The following is a 19,482-nucleotide window of genomic DNA, read 5'->3' as shown; positions in this document are numbered from 1 at the left end:
GCCATGGCTTTTCAAATTTTACTTAATATTGGTTTAGCATTCATTTGGATGTTGCTCAGAAATGAGTACACGATGATTGAGTTTGCTCTTGGATATATAGTAGGGCTTGCTCTACTATATGTATTGAGAAGATTTTTACATTTTGACTTTTATTTCCGTCGTGTCATAGCTGTATTTAAACTGTTAATTTTGTTTTTATACAAACTCATCTTGTCTAACGTTGATATGATTAAGATTGTATTAAGTCCAAAAATGGACATACAACCTGGAATTATTGCTGTCCCAACAAAACTGAGAACGGATTGGGAAGTAACCTTGTTAGCTAATTTAATCTCGTTAACTCCAGGTACGTTAACAATGAATTTCTCTGAAAATGGCCGAACACTTTATGTTCATTCGATTCATGTTCCAGATAAAGAAGAAGCCATAAAAGAAATTCACGACTCTTTTGAAAAGGCGATTATGGAGGTGACGCATTAATGTTATCGACTGTAGCGACGATTGTTCTCATATTAATGTCTCTCTCTGTTCTAGTCTGTACTATTCGAGCCATCATAGGTCCAAGTATGTCTGACCGTTTAGTTGCCCTTGATACGATAGGTATTAACCTAATTGGCTTTACAGCGATCTTGCTACTTATTCAAGATACCCTTGCCTACGCTGAAGTTGTCCTAGTCCTAGCCATCCTTGCGTTTATTGGCTCCGTTGCCATCGCTAAATTTATTGAAGGGGGTGTGGTCCTTGATAGAGATCGTCATTAGTATTCTCTTGCTTATGGGTGGTGGTTTAAGCGTATTAGGTTCCATCGGTATTGTTCGTTTTCCCGATGTCTATGGAAGACTTCATGCTGCCACTAAAAGTGCCACACTAGGAGTAATCAGTGTTATTTTAGGAGTATTCATTTATTTCTTGACTACCCATGGAATGTTTGTCGGGAAGCTTCTTTTAACAATCGTCTTTGTATTTTTGACTGCTCCTGTAGCTGCATTTATGATTGCTCGTTCCGCTTATAACGTCAACGTTAAAATGTGGGATAAAAGTATTCAAGATGACTTAGCTGAAGCTGTTAAAAAGCATGAATCTCAAAATAAATAAGATGTTTGTGAGAAACCTCAAGGTATTAGAAAACTCAAAAATTTGATATTTCCTCTAATAAAAAAGCTACTGGCATTTTTCATTTGCCGGTAGCTTTTTGAATAAGTTAAAGAATGTATTAGACGGTCTGTTTCTCTTCTTCTTTTTTTCTCACAGCTTCTGCTAAAAGATCTACGATGTGGACGGCCCTCATGTTGTCTTTCTTTCCTTCTCTTTCGATCCCTAACTTCATCTGCAACAAACATCCCGGGTTAGCGGTAACAATCGTTGCCGCTTTTGTTGACTCAACATTTCTCATTTTATGATCCAAAATCTGCATAGACATTTCTTGTTCAATAATATTGTACGTACCTGCGGACCCACAACATTGATCTGCATCCTTCATCTCCATATATGATACACCTTTAATTAATTGTAATAATTTTCTAGGTGCAGCTGCAGTTCTCATCACGTTTCGCAAGTGACACGAATCCTGATAGGTGACTATTTGAGAATTAAGCTCCATGTCAGGCAATCCTACTTCATAAAGTATTTCTGTAATATCACGCACTTTGTTAGAGAATGCTTGGGCCCTTTCTTTCCACTCGGACTCATCTTTTAGTAAGTGATCATACTCCACGAGCAAAGCTCCGCATCCACCAGCGTTTGAAATAATATAATCGAACTCTCCATCTTCGAATGCTTCAATGTTCTTCTTTGCTAATTCCTTGGCCGTGTCTTTCTCTCCACTGTGAGCATGTAAGGCACCACAGCAGTTTTGTGTTTGTGGAATAACTACTTCACAGTTTGCTTTTTTTAGTAAATACAACGTGGCGTCATTTGTTTGCATGAACATCGTATCCATTAAACACCCTGAGAAAAAGGCTACTTTCTTTTTCACGGCTCCTTCTGCTTTTACAAAAGAGGGCCGATTTTTCAATCTAGCAGGTGATGGAATAGGTGGTAATACCTTCTCCATCGTACTCATATTCTTTCCAGCTATTTTCGTCATGTTCGTTGCTCTAGCTACTTTTTGAATCCCGCTCTTTTGGTAAAACCACATGAGTCCACTTAGTTTTCTCATCCGGTTTTGATGAGGAAACAATTGGTCAAAGACAACTCTTCTCAATAGTTTCACTGGAGGAGAATGTTTCTTCTTTGATTCTAAAATATCTCTTGCTTCCTCTAATAGATGGCCATATTTTACTCCTGATGGACAGGCCGGTTCACATGCCCGGCAACCTAAGCACAAACTTAACTGATCTTCAAAATCTTTGTCTGGCTCCATTTTACCATCCACAACAGCTTTCATCAGGGCAATCCGTCCCCTAGGAGAAGCTGCTTCATTTCCATCTGTCTCAATATACGTTGGACAAGATGGCAGGCAAAAACCACATCTCATGCAGTTTAACAATTCATCATAGTCCATTTTCGTTTGGAAATCGTTTACGATTTGCTTTTTTCTCTTCCGATTCATCACAGTCATTGTTGAACCACCACCCGTTTACGTGTATCTTTAGCAAAAATCTTCCCTGGATTCATGATGTTGTTGGGGTCAAATGCCTGCTTAATTCCATACATAGCATCTACTCCCGCCTCGCCCACTTTCCAAGACAGATAAGGGGATTTCATTACTCCAACTCCGTGTTCACCAGTAATAGTACCGCCTAGTTCTATAGCTTTCGCAAAGATCTCTTCAAAAGCCGTTTCCACACGATGCATCTCTTCTTTATCTCTAGCATCTGTCATACAAGTAGGATGTAAATTTCCGTCTCCAGCATGTCCAAATGTACAAATGCGAACGTTGTTTCTCTCTGCAATTGTTTCAATTTCTCTTACCATCTCAGCAATTTTAGACCTAGGAACGGTGGCATCTTCTAATATGGTAGTCGGTTTCAGACGGGCCAGAGCAGATAATGCTGAACGCCGGGCTGAAGTTAACGACTCTCCCTCTTCAGGTGTTGCGGCGACTTGCACAGAAAGGGCTCCCGTTTCGTTGCAAATCTCCGCCATTCGTTCGATATCCCTTTCAACTACTTCAGCAGGACCATCTTGTTCGATCAATAGAATAGCACCGGCTTCAGTAGGCAGACCAATTTTTGCGAAATCTTCAACAACTTGAATTGTTGGTTGATCAAGAAACTCAAGCGTAGCAGGAATAATCCGATTAGAGATTATCTTTGAAACTGTGTTTCCAGCTGCTTCTAAGCTATCGTATAATGCAAGCATTGTTTTTTTGGTCTCCGGAATAGGAATAAGTTTTAACGTTGCTTCAGTGATGATTCCAAGGGTTCCTTCTGAGCCAACCATTAATCTCGTCAAATCATAACCTGCTACATCTTTCGCTAGTTTCCCTCCAGTCTTGACAACGTCACCGTTTGGCATAACAAACTCCAATCCAATGACATAATCACGAGTTACGCCGTACTTCAGACCTCTCAAGCCTCCGGAGCACTCATTAATATTTCCTGCTATCGTTGAAATCTTCATTGATGAAGGGTCGGGTGGATAGAAAAGACCTTTTTCTTCAACGGCTTTGATCATATCTAATGTAATCAATCCAGGCTGAACAGTGACCGTTAAGTTTTCTTCGTCAATTTCCAAGATATCTTTCATATGGTTAAATACCATGACTAACCCGCCCTCCAGCGGAGTTGTACCTGCGCAAAGATTTGTTGCTGAGCCTCTAGGAACAATAGGCACTTTGTATTCATTACAGACTTTTACAATCTCTGAAACATCTTGTGTATCTTTTGGTTTTATGACCGCATCAGGAATAGCTTGATAATCAGGAGTGGCATCGTATGAATAAACGATCAGATCTTGTTGAGAATCAAGAAAATTCTCAGATCCGACAATTTTTTCTAGTTTTTTCTTCACTTTTTTCTTTAACATATCTTTATCCCCCTTGAACGTCGCTTTAGCTACATTTGAAATATGATAGTTTCATTATAAATAAAAAAAGCACCTCCCATCTATGTATAGACATACAAATTAAATAGATGAAAGCGCTTAATTATTGTGGGATTATCTAAATTCATACCAAAAGGACAGGGCTATAAAAAAAGAAACTAATTGTTCTGTATCTTTTAGCGATCGTCCAGTAAGCTCACTAATCCTTTTTAAACGATAATGAAGAGTATTGATATGTATATGAAGTGCTTTTGCTGTCTCTTTTAAACTTAATTGACACTGCATGTAAGTTTGTAACGTGTGTAATAATTCTTTGTCGTGCAACATGCCGCCTAAAATACTTTGAATCAATTCTTTTCTTGTTTGGTCAGTAATTTCAGCTAAGGCAATATTCAATGACAAATCTTCATAATACATAATTTGATGTTGCTTTTTAGATGCTCTTAACGCTTTCTTTGCGTCTGAGTAAGACTTGTTTAATGCGTGAGGACGACCAGCTAATTTTCCTACCCCTATAAATAATTCCAAATTTTGTTCACGAGCCACCTCAGTTTGGCACAAGACTAGTTTTCTTTTTAGTAGTTTTATATGGTCCTCTTTGTCTATTCGTTTTAATAACACGAATCTCCCGTTTCCCCATCGGACAATCAAATCTTCGGGGTCATCTTCAAACTGGCTGCGAATTTGATCTATGATTTCTTTTTCAATAAGCCTGTCTTTACCGGCGTCGAGGTCTGAAGGCTTAATTTCAAACAAAACACACATTCTAGGAAGAGCCATGGATATCCCAAGAATTCCTCCTCGTTCAATCACATCCTGGTCCAATTCCGTGGAATGAATCCACTCATAAACAAACGTTTCAAGTCCTCGATATCGCGATTCCAGTCTTTCGCTCGTATAAGCTTCTTGAATAATTAATTCTGTCATCCGCTGGATTAATTGACCAAACTGAACAACTTGGTCTGGTTCTCCTGTGATCCCAATAACCCCGATCACATTTTTGTTAATCATGATTGGTAAATTGAGTCCTGGTTTTACCCCTTTAAGTCTTTCTATATCTTCTTTTTTAATAACAAATTTCTCTTTATTATTTATGGAAATATACGCACCTTCATGAAAATTTCCCATTCGACCTGCATCACTTGCCGCTATGATCACACCTTGATCATCAACAACGATCACTTCTTCATTAACAATGTGGGTGACTTCCTTTACAATACGCTGAGCTAGTGACGAAAGTAATTTCATTCATAATCACTCCATCCATGTCCCAATTGTCTCTCCTTGTTTTACTGTGAGCTCGCCTTGCAAGACACGCTCGTGAAAGCGGACAGAATTTCGTTCAAACACTAATACGACCGTAGACCCAAATGAGAAGTATGCCATGTCGTCCCCTTTATCTATGCTTTCTTCTACGTGGACAGGGTGAACACTGTTCACGTTTAATGCGCCTACTTTAACTAAAGCCACGTGTTTCTCATCGTGTTTCAGCTCCGTAATTAAGCGATAATTTGTTGCTAATGGCTCTTTCCCAAACCGAAATCCAAGAGCATTCACAGGGTGTGAATATTTACCTAATGCCCAGCGTCCTGTTATTTTCCCCTTACAAGGGCTATGAATTCTATGATAATCTTTAGGAGATAAGTACAATACGCAATAGTCTCCCTCCGCAAAACGTTTTACTGAAGTATCCAGACCTAACATCGTTTTCAATGAATGACGATGCCCTTTAACGAAGAAGCTTTTATCTTTCGTTATTTTCCCTGCTTCCGTGAGCACCCCATCTACAGGACTTACGATATCTCTTGCTGATTCAGAAATTTCGCGACTTCCTTCTTTTAATTTCCGACTGAAAAAGTCACTTAGCGATTCGAATTGGGAAACGTGTTTTTCAATCTCTTCCTCATTTATATTAAACGCTTTTGAAAAGGATGGAATCACCCTTCGGCTTAGTTTCCCTTGTGAAAAACGTTTAAGCAAAACTGTATATAAGGGATTGTGTGTTAATTCTAACATGAGTCTGTACAAAGATTTTTTCATTTGACTTCTCCTTCTTTTTCATTCGTTTAAACTAAGTAGTTCCAGCGTACTAATTATGGTATAATTAACATTTATTATGAACTTTTTATTTTATATTATGGGGAGTGGTGTGATTGATCTTATTTCAACACCTCGTCGACAATACTGTTAAGCGCTTTCGCAGCCAAATTGCTAACCTTCTAACGATTATGAACCTCAGTTTAGGTGGATTTGCCATCCTTTCTGTGTTACAAGGGCAATTAGGTATAACTGTTGCTCTGATATCTGCGGCTGCTATTTTTGATAGCCTGGACGGCAAAATCGCCAGAAGTTTGAACATTGAATCAGAGCTAGGAAAACAACTGGACTCTTTATGTGATATCATTTCCTTTGGTGTAGCCCCCGCTTTACTTATTTATCAATCAACTATTCAACATTTCGGCATTGCAGGGTCGTTGACTGTGATCCTTTTTATTGCTTGCGGAGCCATACGACTGGCAAGGTTTAATGTAACAGAATCAGAAGGTTTCTTTATTGGCCTTCCTATTACAGCAGCAGGTTGTATATTAACAGCTAGTCACCTTTTTAATGAAATCATTCCACTCCCAGCATTTATGTTTCTTATTTTAACACTTTCTTTTCTCATGATCAGTCATTTTCAAATAAGAAAAATGTGACCTTGTTCTTCGTCTTCCTCTTTGGGAGACGTTTTTTACACTTATACTTTACCATTTTTCCTTAACAACCCTAAATCATGTTAAGAAAATTCATTCATAATCGGAGGCATGGAATACGATGCAAATTATTTTATCACACACGAATTTAGATTTTGACGGTTTGGCTTCAATGATCGCCGCGAAAAAAATCTTTCCCCAAGCTGTTGTGGTTTTACCTTCGAAACTGTCTCCTGAAGTGAATCACTTCCTTGCTATCTACAAAGATACATTCCCATTTCAAAGAAAAAAAACGGTGCAGTGGCATCATGTAGAAGAAGTGATATTAGTTGATACAAATACTCCAGATAGAATAGGCGATATAAAAGAATTGTTAACTGAAGAGGTGCGATACATCGTCTATGATCACCATCCTTTAACAGAAGATACCGTTCCATTTGTGGAAGGGAACATGGAAAATGTCGGTGCTACGATCACGTTGCTTTCAGAAAGGTTACAAGCTGATAATATTCCAGTTACTCCCTTTGAAGCAACCGTTTTTTCGTTAGGCCTATACTCAGATACTGGAGCTTTTACCTACCAACATACTACAGCGAGAGATTTAGAAGCTGGTGCATTCTTTCTAAAACAAGGGGCTAACTTGCGAGTTGTTGATCAATTCAGAGAACCCCCCCTTGATGATGATCAGCAACAGCTATTTCAACAACTATTAGAGAATAGCGAATTGATTTCACTGGACGGAGTCGACATTCTCCTTGCTAGTCATCAGCAATCTCACTATACAGGACATTTAGCACAAATTACGCGTAAACTTCTTCAAGTGACAGGAGCAGATAGTGCCTTTTCCATCGCTGAAATGGGAAAGAAAACGTTCATTACTGCAAGGGCAACTTCAGATAGAATCAATGTGCTTCCACTCATCCGTTCTCTTGATGGAGGAGGACATGAAAAGGCTGCCTCTGCCATGGTTAAAAATAGTACTGCCAAGCATGTTCTTTTAACAGTGAAAGACAATCTATCCTCGATTGTCAGCCCATCTCTTACTGCAAAGGATATGATGTCCAGTCCTGTCAGAGTCATTGCACCGCAAACGACCATTGAAACCGCCTCGAAAATGCTTTATCGCTACGGTCATACTGGTTTCCCGGTTGTAGAAAACGAGCAATTGATCGGTGTCATTTCCAGAAGAGATGTTGACAAAGCCCTTCATCACAAACTTGGACATGCTCCTGTGAAAGGCTTTATGAGTCACAAACCTATCACTGTCGGTCTTTATGAAAAAATAGAACAAATTCGGGAGTTGATGATTGAGGATCACGTAGGAAGGTTACCTGTTTTGCATCACGATCAATTAGTCGGCATTGTTTCTAGAACAGATGTCATTCAAGCCATGCATGGAAAAAAAGGGGTTAATATCTCTTATTCTCCTTCATCTGCCGCTCCATTAAAACGTCAATTGACAGAAACGATGAGAAAACACCTTTCACCAACTATCTTTCAACTGTTAGCCATGATAGGCGAAGAGGCCGGTCAATTATCTATGCGAGCCTATCTTATAGGCGGGATGGTTCGAGATTTGTTATTAGAGAAGGAAAACGAGGATATGGATATCGTAGTTGAAGGGGATGGTATCTCTCTTGCGCTGCGATTACAAGAGAAATATGGAGGAAAAGTGCGCCGGCACGATGAGTTTCGCACGGCTACCTGGACCCATCCCTCTGAATTTAAAATCGATTTAACCAGTGCCAGAACCGAGTATTATGATTTCCCTGCTGCCTTACCTAAAGTAGAGTTGTCAACAATTAAAGAAGATTTATTCCGTCGAGATTTTACACTAAATGCGATGGGAATCAGCCTTCATATTGATGAATTCGGTGAATTACTGGATTATTTCCATGGTTTTGAAGATTTACGAAAAGGCAAACTTCGGATCTTATATAATTTAAGCTTCGTAGAAGATCCTACAAGGATCCTTCGAGCGATCCGATTTGAAAGTCGCTTGAACTTCGAGATGGATTCTCAAACGGAACGATTAGCCATTCAATCGGCCAACAACCTTTTATCTGTTTCGAAACCTCGTCTGGCAAGCGAACTAGTTAAATTATTTTATGAAGAAAATCCTTGTATCGGATTGAAAAAACTTCAAAAACTCTCTCTCACTCCATTTATTATCGACACACCTGCTGAAGAGCTTCTGGCAGAGAAGAGATTCGATCTCCTTTATCAATGGCAACAAGATTTAAATAAGGACGATATAACAACTCACCGAAGCATTTGGTTATGTTATATGTTTTTATTAACCACAGGAAGGGTAAAAGACTTATCGAGTCTTGACGCATATACTCTAACGAAACAAGATAAAGAAGTATTAAGCGACTTGTCTAGTCTTTTATTCAGTGAGGCATCACTAAATTTAAGCAATTCTTTGTCTCAAACTGACATGCACATCAAGTTTGCTTCTTATCAAATAGAGCCACTGCTCGGGTTTTTCACCCTGATTAAGGTAGGAAATAAGAATTCCCTTTTTCAATATTTATTAAAACGCTCCAAATTAAAACGAAAGCTTGATGGCAAAGATTTAAAAGAATTAGGATTAAGTCCAAGTCCTATATTTAGAAAGATTCTTTTCTACACTGAAACATGTCAGTTGGAGTCTCCATCTCTTACAAAAACAGAGCTGATAGAAAAAGTTAAAATGAAATTCTCACTTAATTGAAAATAGTAAGGGCATAATGATAATTTTGCTGTGTTTGTAACAAGCAAATCAGTTGATGTCTCGTTTTCCATTGATTATAATACAATGTAGGCTCAGAAATTCACATAAAGCCTAATGAGATGATTCTCAAGACTTTTTCATTAGTAAAACCTTGTTTCACATAATGTTCAAACATTTTTCATTAAGTAGTTAGAGCGAAAGTCTTTTTCTTGACATCTCATTTTCATAATGTAAAATGTAAATAGTATTAGATGATAATTATTATTAATAAAGAGGAGAGATTTTTGCATGTCTGAAAAACGAATGGTAGCAAAACAAGCACCAAGATTTGAAATGGACGCAGTAATGCCTAACAAAGATTTTAATAAGGTTTCTTTAGAAGAAAATATGAAAAATGATAAATGGACGGTCCTTTATTTCTATCCAATGGATTTCACATTTGTTTGTCCAACTGAGATTACTTCTTTAAGTGACAGATACGATGAGTTTGAGGATTTAGATGCAGAAGTGATTGGTGTCTCTACAGATACAATTCACACTCATCTTGCTTGGATTAACACGAATCGAGACGACAATGGACTGGGACAATTAAATTATCCTCTCGCAGCAGATACTAACCACCAAGTGGCACGTGATTACGGTGTACTCATTGAAGATGAAGGTGTCGCTCTACGGGGACTATTTATCATCAGCCCTGAAGGTGAATTAATGTACTCTGTCGTCAATCATAATAACATTGGACGAGATGTAGAAGAGACATTACGTGTCTTGCAAGCTCTTCAAACTGGTGGACTTTGCCCTGCAAACTGGAAACCAGGACAAGCAACACTTTAAATGGTACTATCATGGTTGAATTAACTCTATCATGAGAATTCAATCTGTATAATATAGCGAATGAAGAATCAAAATAGAATGGAAAGAAGATAAGGAGTGTCTATAATAAATGAAACTTCGTGAACAAATGCCTGAATTAACTGGTGCTACAGCATGGTTAAATGATGAAGTATCAAAAGAAGAATTAACCGGAGACAAACCCACACTTATTCATTTCTGGTCTGTTAGTTGTGGTTTATGCAAAGATGCTATGCCAGAAGTCAATGAGTTTAGAGATGAGTACTCAGACGAATTGAACGTTATTGCTGTTCATATGCCTCGCTCAGAGAAAGATTTAGATATGAGCGTCATTGAAGCAACTGCACAAGGCCATGACATTACTCAACCAATCTTCGTAGATAGTGAACATAAACTAACTGATGCATTCGAAAATCAATATGTGCCTGCTTACTATGTTTTTGACGAAGAAGGTCAACTGCGTCATTTCCAAGCTGGTGGAGGCGGTATGAAAATGCTTCGTAAACGTGTAAACCGCGTTTTAGGAATTGAGACAAAAAAATAATACTAAATAAGTGAAGAGACCGGACTTGATCGTCCGGTCTCTTTTCCCCATTAAATAATCTCTTAACGATTCAATCATACTTATTTCTTTCTTTGCTCAGAAAACTAAATGATTGGCCGTTAACAAAACTTCCTTAATTTGAATTTGGCGGTCTTTCCTTAAATCAACAAATTGGTCTGATATTTTTATTAGTGGACGGTAAATTTCTTCTATATACAATTGAACAATGACCCCTCTTCTTCCATCAGTCAACATAACTTCTTTTCCTATGTAACCATCTAAAATGTGTTTAACAAAAGGAAAAACAATTTCCCCGTTTAACTTTCCTCTATAAACGTCTTTGATTAGTTCATTAAGAGCCTCAAACGGAGAGAATTTATCACGGTATACACGCTCAGAAGATATGGCATCATAAGTGTCAGCTACTGAAAGTATTTGCACAAAAAATGGAATCTGTTCTTTGACCAATTTCAAAGGATAGCCAGAGCCATCCAATCTTTCATGATGCAAAAGTGCTCCCTCAATAATTTTCTGATCCGCTCTTTGCATATCCTCCAACATTTGTTTACCGTAAATGGTATGATTCTTTACTTCTTCAAACTCTTTAATCGATAAACTCTCTTGTTTATTAAGAATTTGCAATGAAATCTTCATCTTCCCAATATCATGAAGAAATCCTATTTCCCCTAGTTTGATTGTATTCTCATGAGTAAAATGTAGTATTTTCCCAATTGTAGCAGCCATTAACCCCACATTAATACTGTGGCGATACGTATATTCATCATGTCCTTTTATGTGACGGAGCTCTAGAAAAATATTGGGTCCCTTTAAAACTTTATGGAGTAAAGGACTAAAGGGTTTCATGAATTGTTGAAGTGTGGGTACCTCTCTTGAGATCGCTTCGTGAAACATTTTTTTAATTTCTATTAAACTTTCTTGGTAGCTCTCTAAAATATCCCTTTTATTAGAAAAGATCTTTTCCAATTGCTTATGAACAGGAGCTTCCATTTTTTCTTCTATTAAAACCTCTTCTATTAAATGGTTTTCTAATATTGGAAAATGCCAATGAGTTAAAATAACTCCTTTCCTTAATAGAATATATCCCGAGGAAGATATGATATCGTCAGCTAGGATTCTCCCTACAATAGATTGTCCCCAATTCTTTCTCTCTACCAGTTCCATTTTACCGCCCCATTTTACTCTTATACATGTCATTTATTTCTATATATAGTTAATATATCATAACTAAGGACGCATTTAACAGCTTATTGGAACTATAATAATTAGTCCTAGTTCTATTGTCTGCACATTGCTCGAACCGCTTTGATCATGGAACATTTACTAACAACTTTTGCTTTCCTTTTGCATCTGCACAACCTGTATGGTACGTTTAAATTGATGCTATTTATTCGAAAGGATGATCATGATGAGCGTACATATTGGAGCAAAACAAGGGGATATTGCAGAATCAATTTTATTACCAGGGGATCCACTGCGCGCAAAGTATATTGCGGAGAATTTTTTAGAAGACGTAACTTGTTACAATGAAGTGCGAGGCATGCTTGGATTTACAGGTACTTATAAAGGAAAGCGAGTTTCTGTTCAAGGAACAGGGATGGGAGTCCCTTCCATTTCAATTTATGTGCATGAGTTGATTAACAGTTATGACGTAAAGAACTTGATTCGAGTTGGAACATGCGGAGCGATTCAGAAGGATGTAAAAGTTCGAGATGTCATCCTCGCAATGAGCGCCACGACGAATTCAGGTGTAAACAAACATCATTTTAAAGGAATGGATTTTGCTCCTACTGCAAATTTTGACTTGTTGAAAAAAGCTTATGATGGTGCTAAAGAACATAACCTAAGTGTTAATGTTGGAAGTGTATTTACGAGCGACGTTTTCTATAACGATGATAAAGAAATTATTCCATTGCTTGCTGACCATCAAGTTCTTGCTGTAGAGATGGAAACATCAGCCCTATATACAATTGCTGCCCGTTTTGGTGTGAATGCTTTATCTGTGCTAACAGTAAGTGATCATATTCTAACTGGTGAAGAAACAAGCTCTCAAGAACGCCAGGAAACGTTTAACGAGATGGTAGAAGTAGCTTTAGCTGCAGCGATTGCGGACTAAAAATTAAAGACTCATACGAAAAGCCGTCCCCTTTCGTAAAAAAGAGGACGGCTTTTTGATTTGAGTGCTTTCGTTTCAGTAAATTAATTCAATAAATCCTTCACGGGAAATTCTTCCGAAATAATAAGTCATATCTAAGTCAGATAATGCCACATGAATCGCATTTTTTTCGTACATCGTTCCTACAAGCATTTCCTCAACTTCTGACACATCTCCAACTCCAAAGAAGTCACCAAAAATTTTGCATTCAGTTATTTTCCCTTTAGACACATTAAGTCGAACGTCAATCGTTCCCGCATCAAACCGTTTAGTTCTTTGTAAATCGAATCTAGGAGACTTCCCAAAGTTCCATTCCCATTTTTTATATCTGTTTTGCGAAATTTCTTCGATCCCTTTCCAATCTTCTTCGGTTAGTTTGTACGTCTCCACTTCTCCATTGGAAAAAATAAAATCTAGCAGGACTTTTTTCAATTCGTCTACGGTTAATTTTTGCTCTAAAAACTCATTGATGTTCGCAACCCTGCTTCGAATGGATTTAATACCTTTGGAGCGGATTTTTTCTTCATTCACATTCAAAGCATCTACTACATTTTCTATATTTAAATCTAACATCAACGTCCCGTGACTAAACATACGGCCTTTTGTCGTGTATTGGGCGTTCCCTGAAATTTTCCTCTCACCCACGTGAATGTCATTTCGACCACTCAATTTTGCTTCTACTCCAAGCTTTGCCAGTGCTCGGATTACTGGCTCAGTGAATTTTTGATAATTAGAGAAGCTGTTTCCGTCATCTTTTGTAATAAAGCTGAAGCTTAAGTTACCTAAGTCTTGGTACACCGCTCCTCCGCCAGACAGTCGGCGAACAACATTTACTCCGTTCTTATCTACAAAATCTTTGTTGATTTCTTCATGCGTATTTTGATTCTTTCCAATAATAATTGATGGTTTATTTACATAAAAAAGCAAGTACGTGTCATCAATTGGAAGATTTTTCAATGCGTATTCCTCAATAGCTAAATTAATGGTTGGATCTGTAATATTTTCGTTATCAATAAATTTCATCAGATATCCTCCTTTTCCTCGTTCATTCGTCACTATTTTATCATACCTTGCTATTAAAAATTAAATGCTATCCCATCAAGTGATGAATAAATCTCTCTTAAAACACAGACATTATAGATACTTTAGGATAAGGAGGAAGAAAAATGAAATTCATGCAGCTATTTAATAAGAAAAAAAGACAAAAAAATTATGAAGAACCGAATCCTACTATAGCTGATTATGAAATCCCTCCTAAGCCAACTAATTCCGTCCTTAACACAAATCGAGTTTTTATAAAAGAAACGTTAAACTACACCGAAGATTTAACAGAAAATGAGTTACAGATCAATCAAGATACTGATTGCCTGTTAATGTTTATAGAATCTTTATCAGACGAAGAGAAGTTAGAAAAAAATTTCTATAGCAAATGGGAGAATGTTTATTCCACATGGGATTTAGAAAAGGTTCTTAAAAATATGGATGCCATAAAATTATTGCATGTATCTGATGCGATTCCTCATCTTCTTGAAGGGAAAAGCATTCTTTTTATTGATGGATTTGAATATTGCTATAGCTTGAATTCTACCAAAGTCATTCAAAGGGAAATTGGTCAACCTGACAATGAACAAGTCATCCGCGGGGGACATCAAGGTTTCGTCGAAAAAATGATCGTGAATATTTATCTGTTGCGCCAATTGGTTCATCACCCACAATTAACTGTCCGTTATGAGCATATAGGAGAAAAAAAGAACACGAAATTATCCCTTTTATTCATTGAAGGAATTGCCGATAAAGAGCAGATTAACGAAATAGGACGAAGGCTGGCTAAAATAAAAACAAATAAATTAATAAGTTCAGGACTGATCGAAGAATATTTAGAAGATTCTCCCTACTCACCTTTTCCACAATATATGAGTACAGAAAGACCCGATCGCTGTGCGCTAAATTTATTAGATGGTAAAATCATCATATTTATAGATGGTGAATCTACTGCTTTGATCTTACCAATCACCTTTTTTTCTTTCTATCAGTCTAATGATGACTATAACAGTCGATGGTACGCTGGATCTTTTTACCGGTTACTTCGCTTATTTAGTTTCATCACTGCCGTCACATTACCAGGGGTCTATATTGCGATTATTAGCTTCCATTTCGAAATTATCCCTTATGGAATGACCTATGTCATTAAAGATGCCGTAGAACTTATTCCATATCCTCCTATTATTGAGGCATTCTTTATGGAGCTAACGTTAGAACTGATTCGAGAAGCAGGGATTCGGTTACCGAGTCCTATTGGACAAACGATAGGTATCGTTGGAGGACTTGTTATTGGAGATGCCGTGGTCAATGCAGGATTTGTTTCAAGTATTATGATTATTGTCGTAGCATTGACTGCAATTTCATCTTTTGTTGTGCCCGCAAATGAAATGAATATGTCTATCAGGCTTCTCCGATTCCCGATTATGATTATGGCGTCTTTGCTCGGCTTTGTCGGGATCATCTTTTGTTTGAATTTATACTTGATTCATTTATGTAAATTAACTAGCTTGGGACAACCTTATTTTTACCCCCTTGCCCCATTTAGTTTCAAAGGTTTACTAAAGGATATTGTTCGTATTCCACACACGAAGATGAACATGCTCGAAGCAAACAAAAAGAGTAAAAACAAAGAAAGTTGAGGAAACTGTCTTATGGAAACGTCTCTCAACAATCGTATTTCCACAACTCAAGTATTCTTTGTCATCGTTCAGACCCAAATTGGCATCTCTATATTAACCTTACCTAGAGATGTTTACGGGGCTGTAGAATGGGAAGGTTGGATTTCAATTGCCATAGCTGGTGCAGTGATTCAACTTGTTTTACTAATTTATGTCCCCTTGGTCTTTCGATTTAAACATCATACATTCTTTACATTGACTAAAATCACTTTAGGTACGCCAATTTCTGTCTTCATTAATCTCGGATATTTTTTTTACTTTATTTCGGTGTCCATTCTTATTTTGATCTTATACTACCGGACGATCGCTGCTTGGCTACTCCCGGTGACGCCGAAGTGGATGATCATGCTTCTTATTATCAGCGCGGCTGTTTATCTAGTTAGAGAAGATATTCACATCATTGGTCGCTTTTATGCCCTAGTATCCGGTTTGCTCGTTATCGTAATAGCTGTTCAATTTACAGGCTACACTTCAGCGAATCCCCTGTATTTGTTACCGATAGGTCATGTAGGTATTAAAGATTATATTGAGGGGGCACAATCCTCTTTGCAAGCGATGTTAGGCTTCGAGGTTCTCTTATTCATTTATCCTTTCATACAAGGAGCAAAGAAGAAAGTTATCCAATCAGTTTCGCTAGCGATATGGTTCACGGTAAGTTTATATATTTTTACAACCGTCTCTGTCTTTTTATTTTTCAGTCCGGACGAAATAGAATTAGTACCTCACCCTGTTCTGTATATGTTAAAAGCCTATTCTTCTCCATTTATTGACAGATTGGACCTGATCTTTATTTCAATATGGATTGTATCTGTAACGACATCTTTAATCATGTATTTATACTTGGTCTCTCTATTTACTCAAGTCATTCTACCAATAAAAAAAAGAAAGACGGGTGTGCTTTTTGGCGGGACACTTATTTTCGCAATTTCCATGTTTTTCGAATCGAATGAGTCGATCGATGCTTTTGGAGAGTTTGTTAGCAAGATTAGCTACTCTTTCATCTTTTATATACCTGCTGTTTTACTCATCGTAGCGCTAATCAGGAAGAAACCTGAAAGGGGGAAGGAGTAATTGAATGAAGATTATGCTCGTTTTTCTTATTATATTCACAGCAATCTTTTGTTCTGGATGCTGGGATGCGCGACAACTTCGTGATTTAACTGTTTTAAAATCCGTCGGTGTGGATCTTACCGAAGATGATAAAATTGAATTGACTGTGTCTTCTCCCATCTCTGAAAAACACCGAACAGCAGCTAGATCGCAAATTTTCTCGACTATTGGAGACACTCCGAGAAATGCTCGAATTAATTTGGAATCTGAAGTGTCTGAGTCGATTGATGCTTCTAAACTAAGAGCAGTACTAATCAATGAAGAAATCGCTAAAGAAGATATTTATCCACCTCTAGACGTCTTTTATCGTGACCCTCGGTCCGCTCTAGCAGCCAAATTACTAATCTCGAAAGTCAATGCTAAAGAAATTGTTCAACTAACTCCAGAGGATCGAGAAAGAACAAGTGAAATTCTTGGAGATATTATTCAGGCAGCTGAGAATCAAACGATGGTACCGATTACCAACATTCAGTTAATTTGCCCAGATCTATTCGATCTTGGAAAAGATGCAGTGATTCCTTACGTCACCATAAAGGAGGACGCCCCTAAATTGGTAGGTGTTGCATTATTTAATAACCTGAAGATGACTGGAACGTTATCTTTAAAAGAATCGAGCGCCCTTCTCCTCATGCAGAATCAATTAAACAAAAAAGCATCATTAACAGAGCAAGTTCATTCAGATGAAGATATACAAATGGAAAACTTCATTAGTTTTAATATTGAGGAAGTAAAACGAGATATGGAAGTTATCGTGAACAAACACACGGGAACCGTTGATGTACCTTTGAACCTTCAAATAGAAGTGAACGTCTTGGAATATCCTTTAGACGATCTAGATACTCAAGAAAAATTGAATGCATTAAATGACAAACTGTCCGCTCGTTTAACAGAACAGTTTGGCAATGTCATAAATAAACTTCAAGAGAGTAATTGTGATGCACTAGGGATCGGTAGAAGAGTTCATGCTTTTGAATACTCCTTTTGGAAAGAGCACGATTGGCAAGAAATCTATCCTAAAGTCAACTTTCAGATATCCGTTGAAGTAGAAATTGTTCGGCACGGAATTTTGTTTTAAAGCAGGTTAACATAGCCTTACCTCTGTGTAATTCCATTAACTATATGTAAATATAAGTATTTATGCTCAAAACTTATTAAAAGAAAAAAGGAGAAAACGAACTTCGTTTCTCCTTTGGCTTTATTTGTCGTTATCCGGTTTAAGAGCCGCTTTCTGGTTACGGTAAAATTCATGAAACAATTTCATTAATGCTCTTTTCTCGATGCGGGAAACGTAACTTCTAGAAATACCTAGGTCTTTTGCAATTTCTCTCTGTGTTTTTTCTTTTTGCATATCAAGACCAAAGCGCCCTACGATCACTTCTTTTTCACGATTATTCAAGACATGAATGTATTGATAAATTTGTTTTTTCTCCATTTTCAGCTGAATTTGATCTACCAGGTCTTCTGTTTCTGCTTGAAGGACATCAATGAGGCTGATTTCATTGCCTTCTTTATCTTGACCAATTGGATCATGGAGCGAGATATCTTTGCGTACTTTTTTAAGCGCTCTTAGGTGCATAAGGATTTCATTCTCAATACATCTAGCTGCGTATGTGGCAAGCTTCGTTCCTTTCCCGGATGAATAACTTTCGATTGCTTTAATGAGCCCGATCGTTCCAATGGAAATAAGATCTTCCGTGTCTTCTCTCGTATTTTCAAATTTCTTGACGATGTGTGCTACCAGTCGAAGGTTATGTTCAATTAGTAAATGCCGAGCCTCTTCGTCACCTTCTTTCATTCGTTCGATGTATTTCTTTTCATCTTGTTGACTAAGCGGCTGGGGAAACGCATTGTTTCTAACGAACGAAACAAACACGAGGAGTTCTTTAACAAAATGAGTGACTGCTAGGAGAATACTGGACATAAGACCACACCTCTCTTTTAAACCTCGTGGTCTATGTATATGCCTACTTAATGATCTTTGTGTCTGTCTCATGTGTTGAAAAATAAATATGAAAAACCTCTCTAAATCAGAGAGGCTCATCGTTTTTTATTTGATTTTGAATCTGCTCACCACTTGTTCTAACTCCTTCATCGTAAATTCAAGATTCTCAGATAATGCACCTAATTCTTCCGCTGCTGAATGTTGCTCTTGAGTGGTAGCAGTAACTTGTTCTGTGGCAGCGGACGTAACTTCCGTAATGCCCGCCATATCAGAAATGGCTTTCTCCACTTGGCTCTTCAGCTGATCCATTTGACTCATAGAAGACTCCATGGATGTAATAGCGTTAAATATGGCATCCGTATCGTTTAAAATATGAAGATGATATTTGATAACCCACATCTTGACTTAGATCCTGAACTTTTTGCTCCAATGTATCTTTGGACACATTATAAACCAGCAGAGCAATGAGCGTAGCTGGAAGGACGCTTAGAAGAATAAATGCCGTGATCAACTTTGCTTTTATTGTCACATTTCCTGCTCCTGCATGCCCCGCACCTTTTTTCCTGAAATGCATCCTCCTAAAAATACTTCCCGTTTTTTTACCATTTACTTTTTTCATGCCCTGTCCCCCGCCTCTCCCCATCATTCCTTCTCATTACTTACGTTGCTTCTAAATAGTAAAATCACTAAAACTAAAGAATCAAATTTGTAGATAAATATGTTAATTTAGTATTAATAAAATGAT

At 37.6% G+C, this 19,482-nt stretch carries 20 protein-coding genes; 11 read left to right on the top strand and 9 right to left on the bottom strand.

Annotation, left to right across the window (positions count from 1 at the left end; genetic code table 11):
* The first annotated feature begins 3 nt into the window (after positions 1-3).
* The 3 genes from CR194_RS01340 to mnhG are packed head-to-tail and all read left to right on the top strand — an operon-like array spanning position 4 to position 1,095.
* Positions 4-480, top strand: coding sequence for a Na+/H+ antiporter subunit E (locus CR194_RS01340; RefSeq protein WP_110607846.1), 477 nt, complete (start codon positions 4-6; stop codon positions 478-480).
* Entirely contained in the window at positions 480-761 is a 282-nt protein-coding gene (locus CR194_RS01335) for a Na(+)/H(+) antiporter subunit F1 (protein ID WP_110607845.1), read from the top strand. Before CR194_RS01340 ends, CR194_RS01335 begins: the two co-directional genes overlap by 1 nt.
* Positions 742-1,095, top strand: a complete 354-nt coding sequence (mnhG, locus tag CR194_RS01330) for a monovalent cation/H(+) antiporter subunit G (RefSeq protein WP_110607844.1) — start codon at positions 742-744, stop codon at positions 1,093-1,095. The genes CR194_RS01335 and mnhG overlap by 20 nt, the downstream gene beginning before the upstream one ends.
* A gap of 118 nt (positions 1,096-1,213) precedes the next feature.
* Here the strand turns inward: mnhG and CR194_RS01325 are convergent, their stop codons facing one another.
* From CR194_RS01325 to CR194_RS01310, 4 genes are all read right to left on the bottom strand, one after another.
* Positions 1,214-2,560 (bottom strand): (Fe-S)-binding protein, encoded by a 1,347-nt coding sequence (locus CR194_RS01325; protein ID WP_110607843.1) that lies wholly within the window; start codon positions 2,558-2,560, stop codon positions 1,214-1,216.
* Positions 2,557-3,969 (bottom strand): glycolate oxidase subunit GlcD, encoded by a 1,413-nt coding sequence (gene glcD, locus CR194_RS01320; RefSeq protein ID WP_110607842.1) that lies wholly within the window; start codon positions 3,967-3,969, stop codon positions 2,557-2,559. The genes CR194_RS01325 and glcD overlap by 4 nt, the downstream gene beginning before the upstream one ends.
* Positions 3,970-4,101: 132 nt before the next feature.
* The gene (locus CR194_RS01315; protein WP_110607841.1) at positions 4,102-5,235 is read right to left on the bottom strand and encodes a CdaR family transcriptional regulator; all 1,134 of its coding nucleotides are present in this window, start codon (positions 5,233-5,235) and stop codon (positions 4,102-4,104) included.
* Between the two features lie 6 nt (positions 5,236-5,241).
* Positions 5,242-6,027 (bottom strand): phosphatidylserine decarboxylase, encoded by a 786-nt coding sequence (locus CR194_RS01310; protein WP_110607840.1) that lies wholly within the window; start codon positions 6,025-6,027, stop codon positions 5,242-5,244.
* Positions 6,028-6,140: 113 nt separating this feature from the next.
* On the opposite strand from CR194_RS01310, the gene pssA reads away from it, so the two are divergent.
* From pssA to CR194_RS01290, 4 genes are all read left to right on the top strand, one after another.
* The gene (gene pssA / locus CR194_RS01305; protein ID WP_110607839.1) at positions 6,141-6,683 is read left to right on the top strand and encodes a CDP-diacylglycerol--serine O-phosphatidyltransferase; all 543 of its coding nucleotides are present in this window, start codon (positions 6,141-6,143) and stop codon (positions 6,681-6,683) included.
* Between the two features lie 118 nt (positions 6,684-6,801).
* Positions 6,802-9,396, top strand: coding sequence for a CBS domain-containing protein (locus tag CR194_RS01300; protein WP_110607838.1), 2,595 nt, complete (start codon positions 6,802-6,804; stop codon positions 9,394-9,396).
* A 288-nt stretch (positions 9,397-9,684) separates the two neighbouring features.
* Entirely contained in the window at positions 9,685-10,230 is a 546-nt protein-coding gene (locus CR194_RS01295; protein ID WP_110607837.1) for a peroxiredoxin, read from the top strand.
* Positions 10,231-10,339: 109 nt separating this feature from the next.
* Positions 10,340-10,792, top strand: a complete 453-nt coding sequence (locus CR194_RS01290; RefSeq protein ID WP_110607836.1) for a TlpA disulfide reductase family protein — start codon at positions 10,340-10,342, stop codon at positions 10,790-10,792.
* 96 nt (positions 10,793-10,888) lie between these two features.
* Here the strand turns inward: CR194_RS01290 and CR194_RS01285 are convergent, their stop codons facing one another.
* On the bottom strand, positions 10,889-11,974 hold the full coding sequence (locus CR194_RS01285) for an HD-GYP domain-containing protein (protein ID WP_158282136.1): 1,086 nt from the start codon (positions 11,972-11,974) through the stop codon (positions 10,889-10,891).
* 244 nt (positions 11,975-12,218) lie between these two features.
* Here CR194_RS01285 and deoD point away from each other — a divergent pair, with 244 nt between their 5' ends.
* Positions 12,219-12,926, top strand: a complete 708-nt coding sequence (deoD, locus tag CR194_RS01280) for a purine-nucleoside phosphorylase (protein WP_110607834.1) — start codon at positions 12,219-12,221, stop codon at positions 12,924-12,926.
* 75 nt (positions 12,927-13,001) lie between these two features.
* Here deoD and CR194_RS01275 read toward each other — a convergent pair whose 3' ends face one another.
* Positions 13,002-13,988 carry a lipoate--protein ligase gene (locus CR194_RS01275; RefSeq protein WP_110607833.1) on the bottom strand — a complete coding sequence of 329 codons (987 nt, stop codon included), beginning with the start codon at positions 13,986-13,988 and terminating at the stop codon, positions 13,002-13,004.
* Between the two features lie 143 nt (positions 13,989-14,131).
* Here CR194_RS01275 and CR194_RS01270 point away from each other — a divergent pair, with 143 nt between their 5' ends.
* The 3 genes from CR194_RS01270 to CR194_RS01260 are packed head-to-tail and all read left to right on the top strand — an operon-like array spanning position 14,132 to position 17,870.
* Complete coding sequence (locus CR194_RS01270; RefSeq protein WP_110607832.1) at positions 14,132-15,646, top strand: spore germination protein; 1,515 nt, start codon at positions 14,132-14,134, stop codon at positions 15,644-15,646.
* 12 nt (positions 15,647-15,658) lie between these two features.
* On the top strand, positions 15,659-16,756 hold the full coding sequence (locus CR194_RS01265; RefSeq protein WP_110607831.1) for a GerAB/ArcD/ProY family transporter: 1,098 nt from the start codon (positions 15,659-15,661) through the stop codon (positions 16,754-16,756).
* A gap of 4 nt (positions 16,757-16,760) precedes the next feature.
* The gene (locus CR194_RS01260; protein WP_110607830.1) at positions 16,761-17,870 is read left to right on the top strand and encodes a Ger(x)C family spore germination protein; all 1,110 of its coding nucleotides are present in this window, start codon (positions 16,761-16,763) and stop codon (positions 17,868-17,870) included.
* Positions 17,871-17,990: 120 nt separating this feature from the next.
* On the opposite strand, the gene sigK is transcribed toward CR194_RS01260, so the two are convergent.
* The 3 genes from sigK to CR194_RS01245 form a co-directional block, all read right to left on the bottom strand.
* On the bottom strand, positions 17,991-18,716 hold the full coding sequence (sigK, locus tag CR194_RS01255) for an RNA polymerase sporulation sigma factor SigK (RefSeq protein ID WP_110607829.1): 726 nt from the start codon (positions 18,714-18,716) through the stop codon (positions 17,991-17,993).
* A gap of 126 nt (positions 18,717-18,842) precedes the next feature.
* Entirely contained in the window at positions 18,843-19,055 is a 213-nt protein-coding gene (locus CR194_RS01250) for a hypothetical protein (RefSeq protein WP_110607828.1), read from the bottom strand.
* A gap of 25 nt (positions 19,056-19,080) precedes the next feature.
* Positions 19,081-19,356 carry a hypothetical protein gene (locus tag CR194_RS01245; protein ID WP_146035897.1) on the bottom strand — a complete coding sequence of 92 codons (276 nt, stop codon included), beginning with the start codon at positions 19,354-19,356 and terminating at the stop codon, positions 19,081-19,083.
* Between the last annotated feature and the right edge of the window lie 126 nt (positions 19,357-19,482).

It is taken from the genome of Salipaludibacillus keqinensis, assembly GCF_003226325.1.
GTDB classification, from domain to species: domain Bacteria; phylum Bacillota; class Bacilli; order Bacillales; family Salisediminibacteriaceae; genus Salipaludibacillus; species Salipaludibacillus keqinensis.
This window is presented reverse-complemented; position numbering and strand designations above follow the sequence as displayed.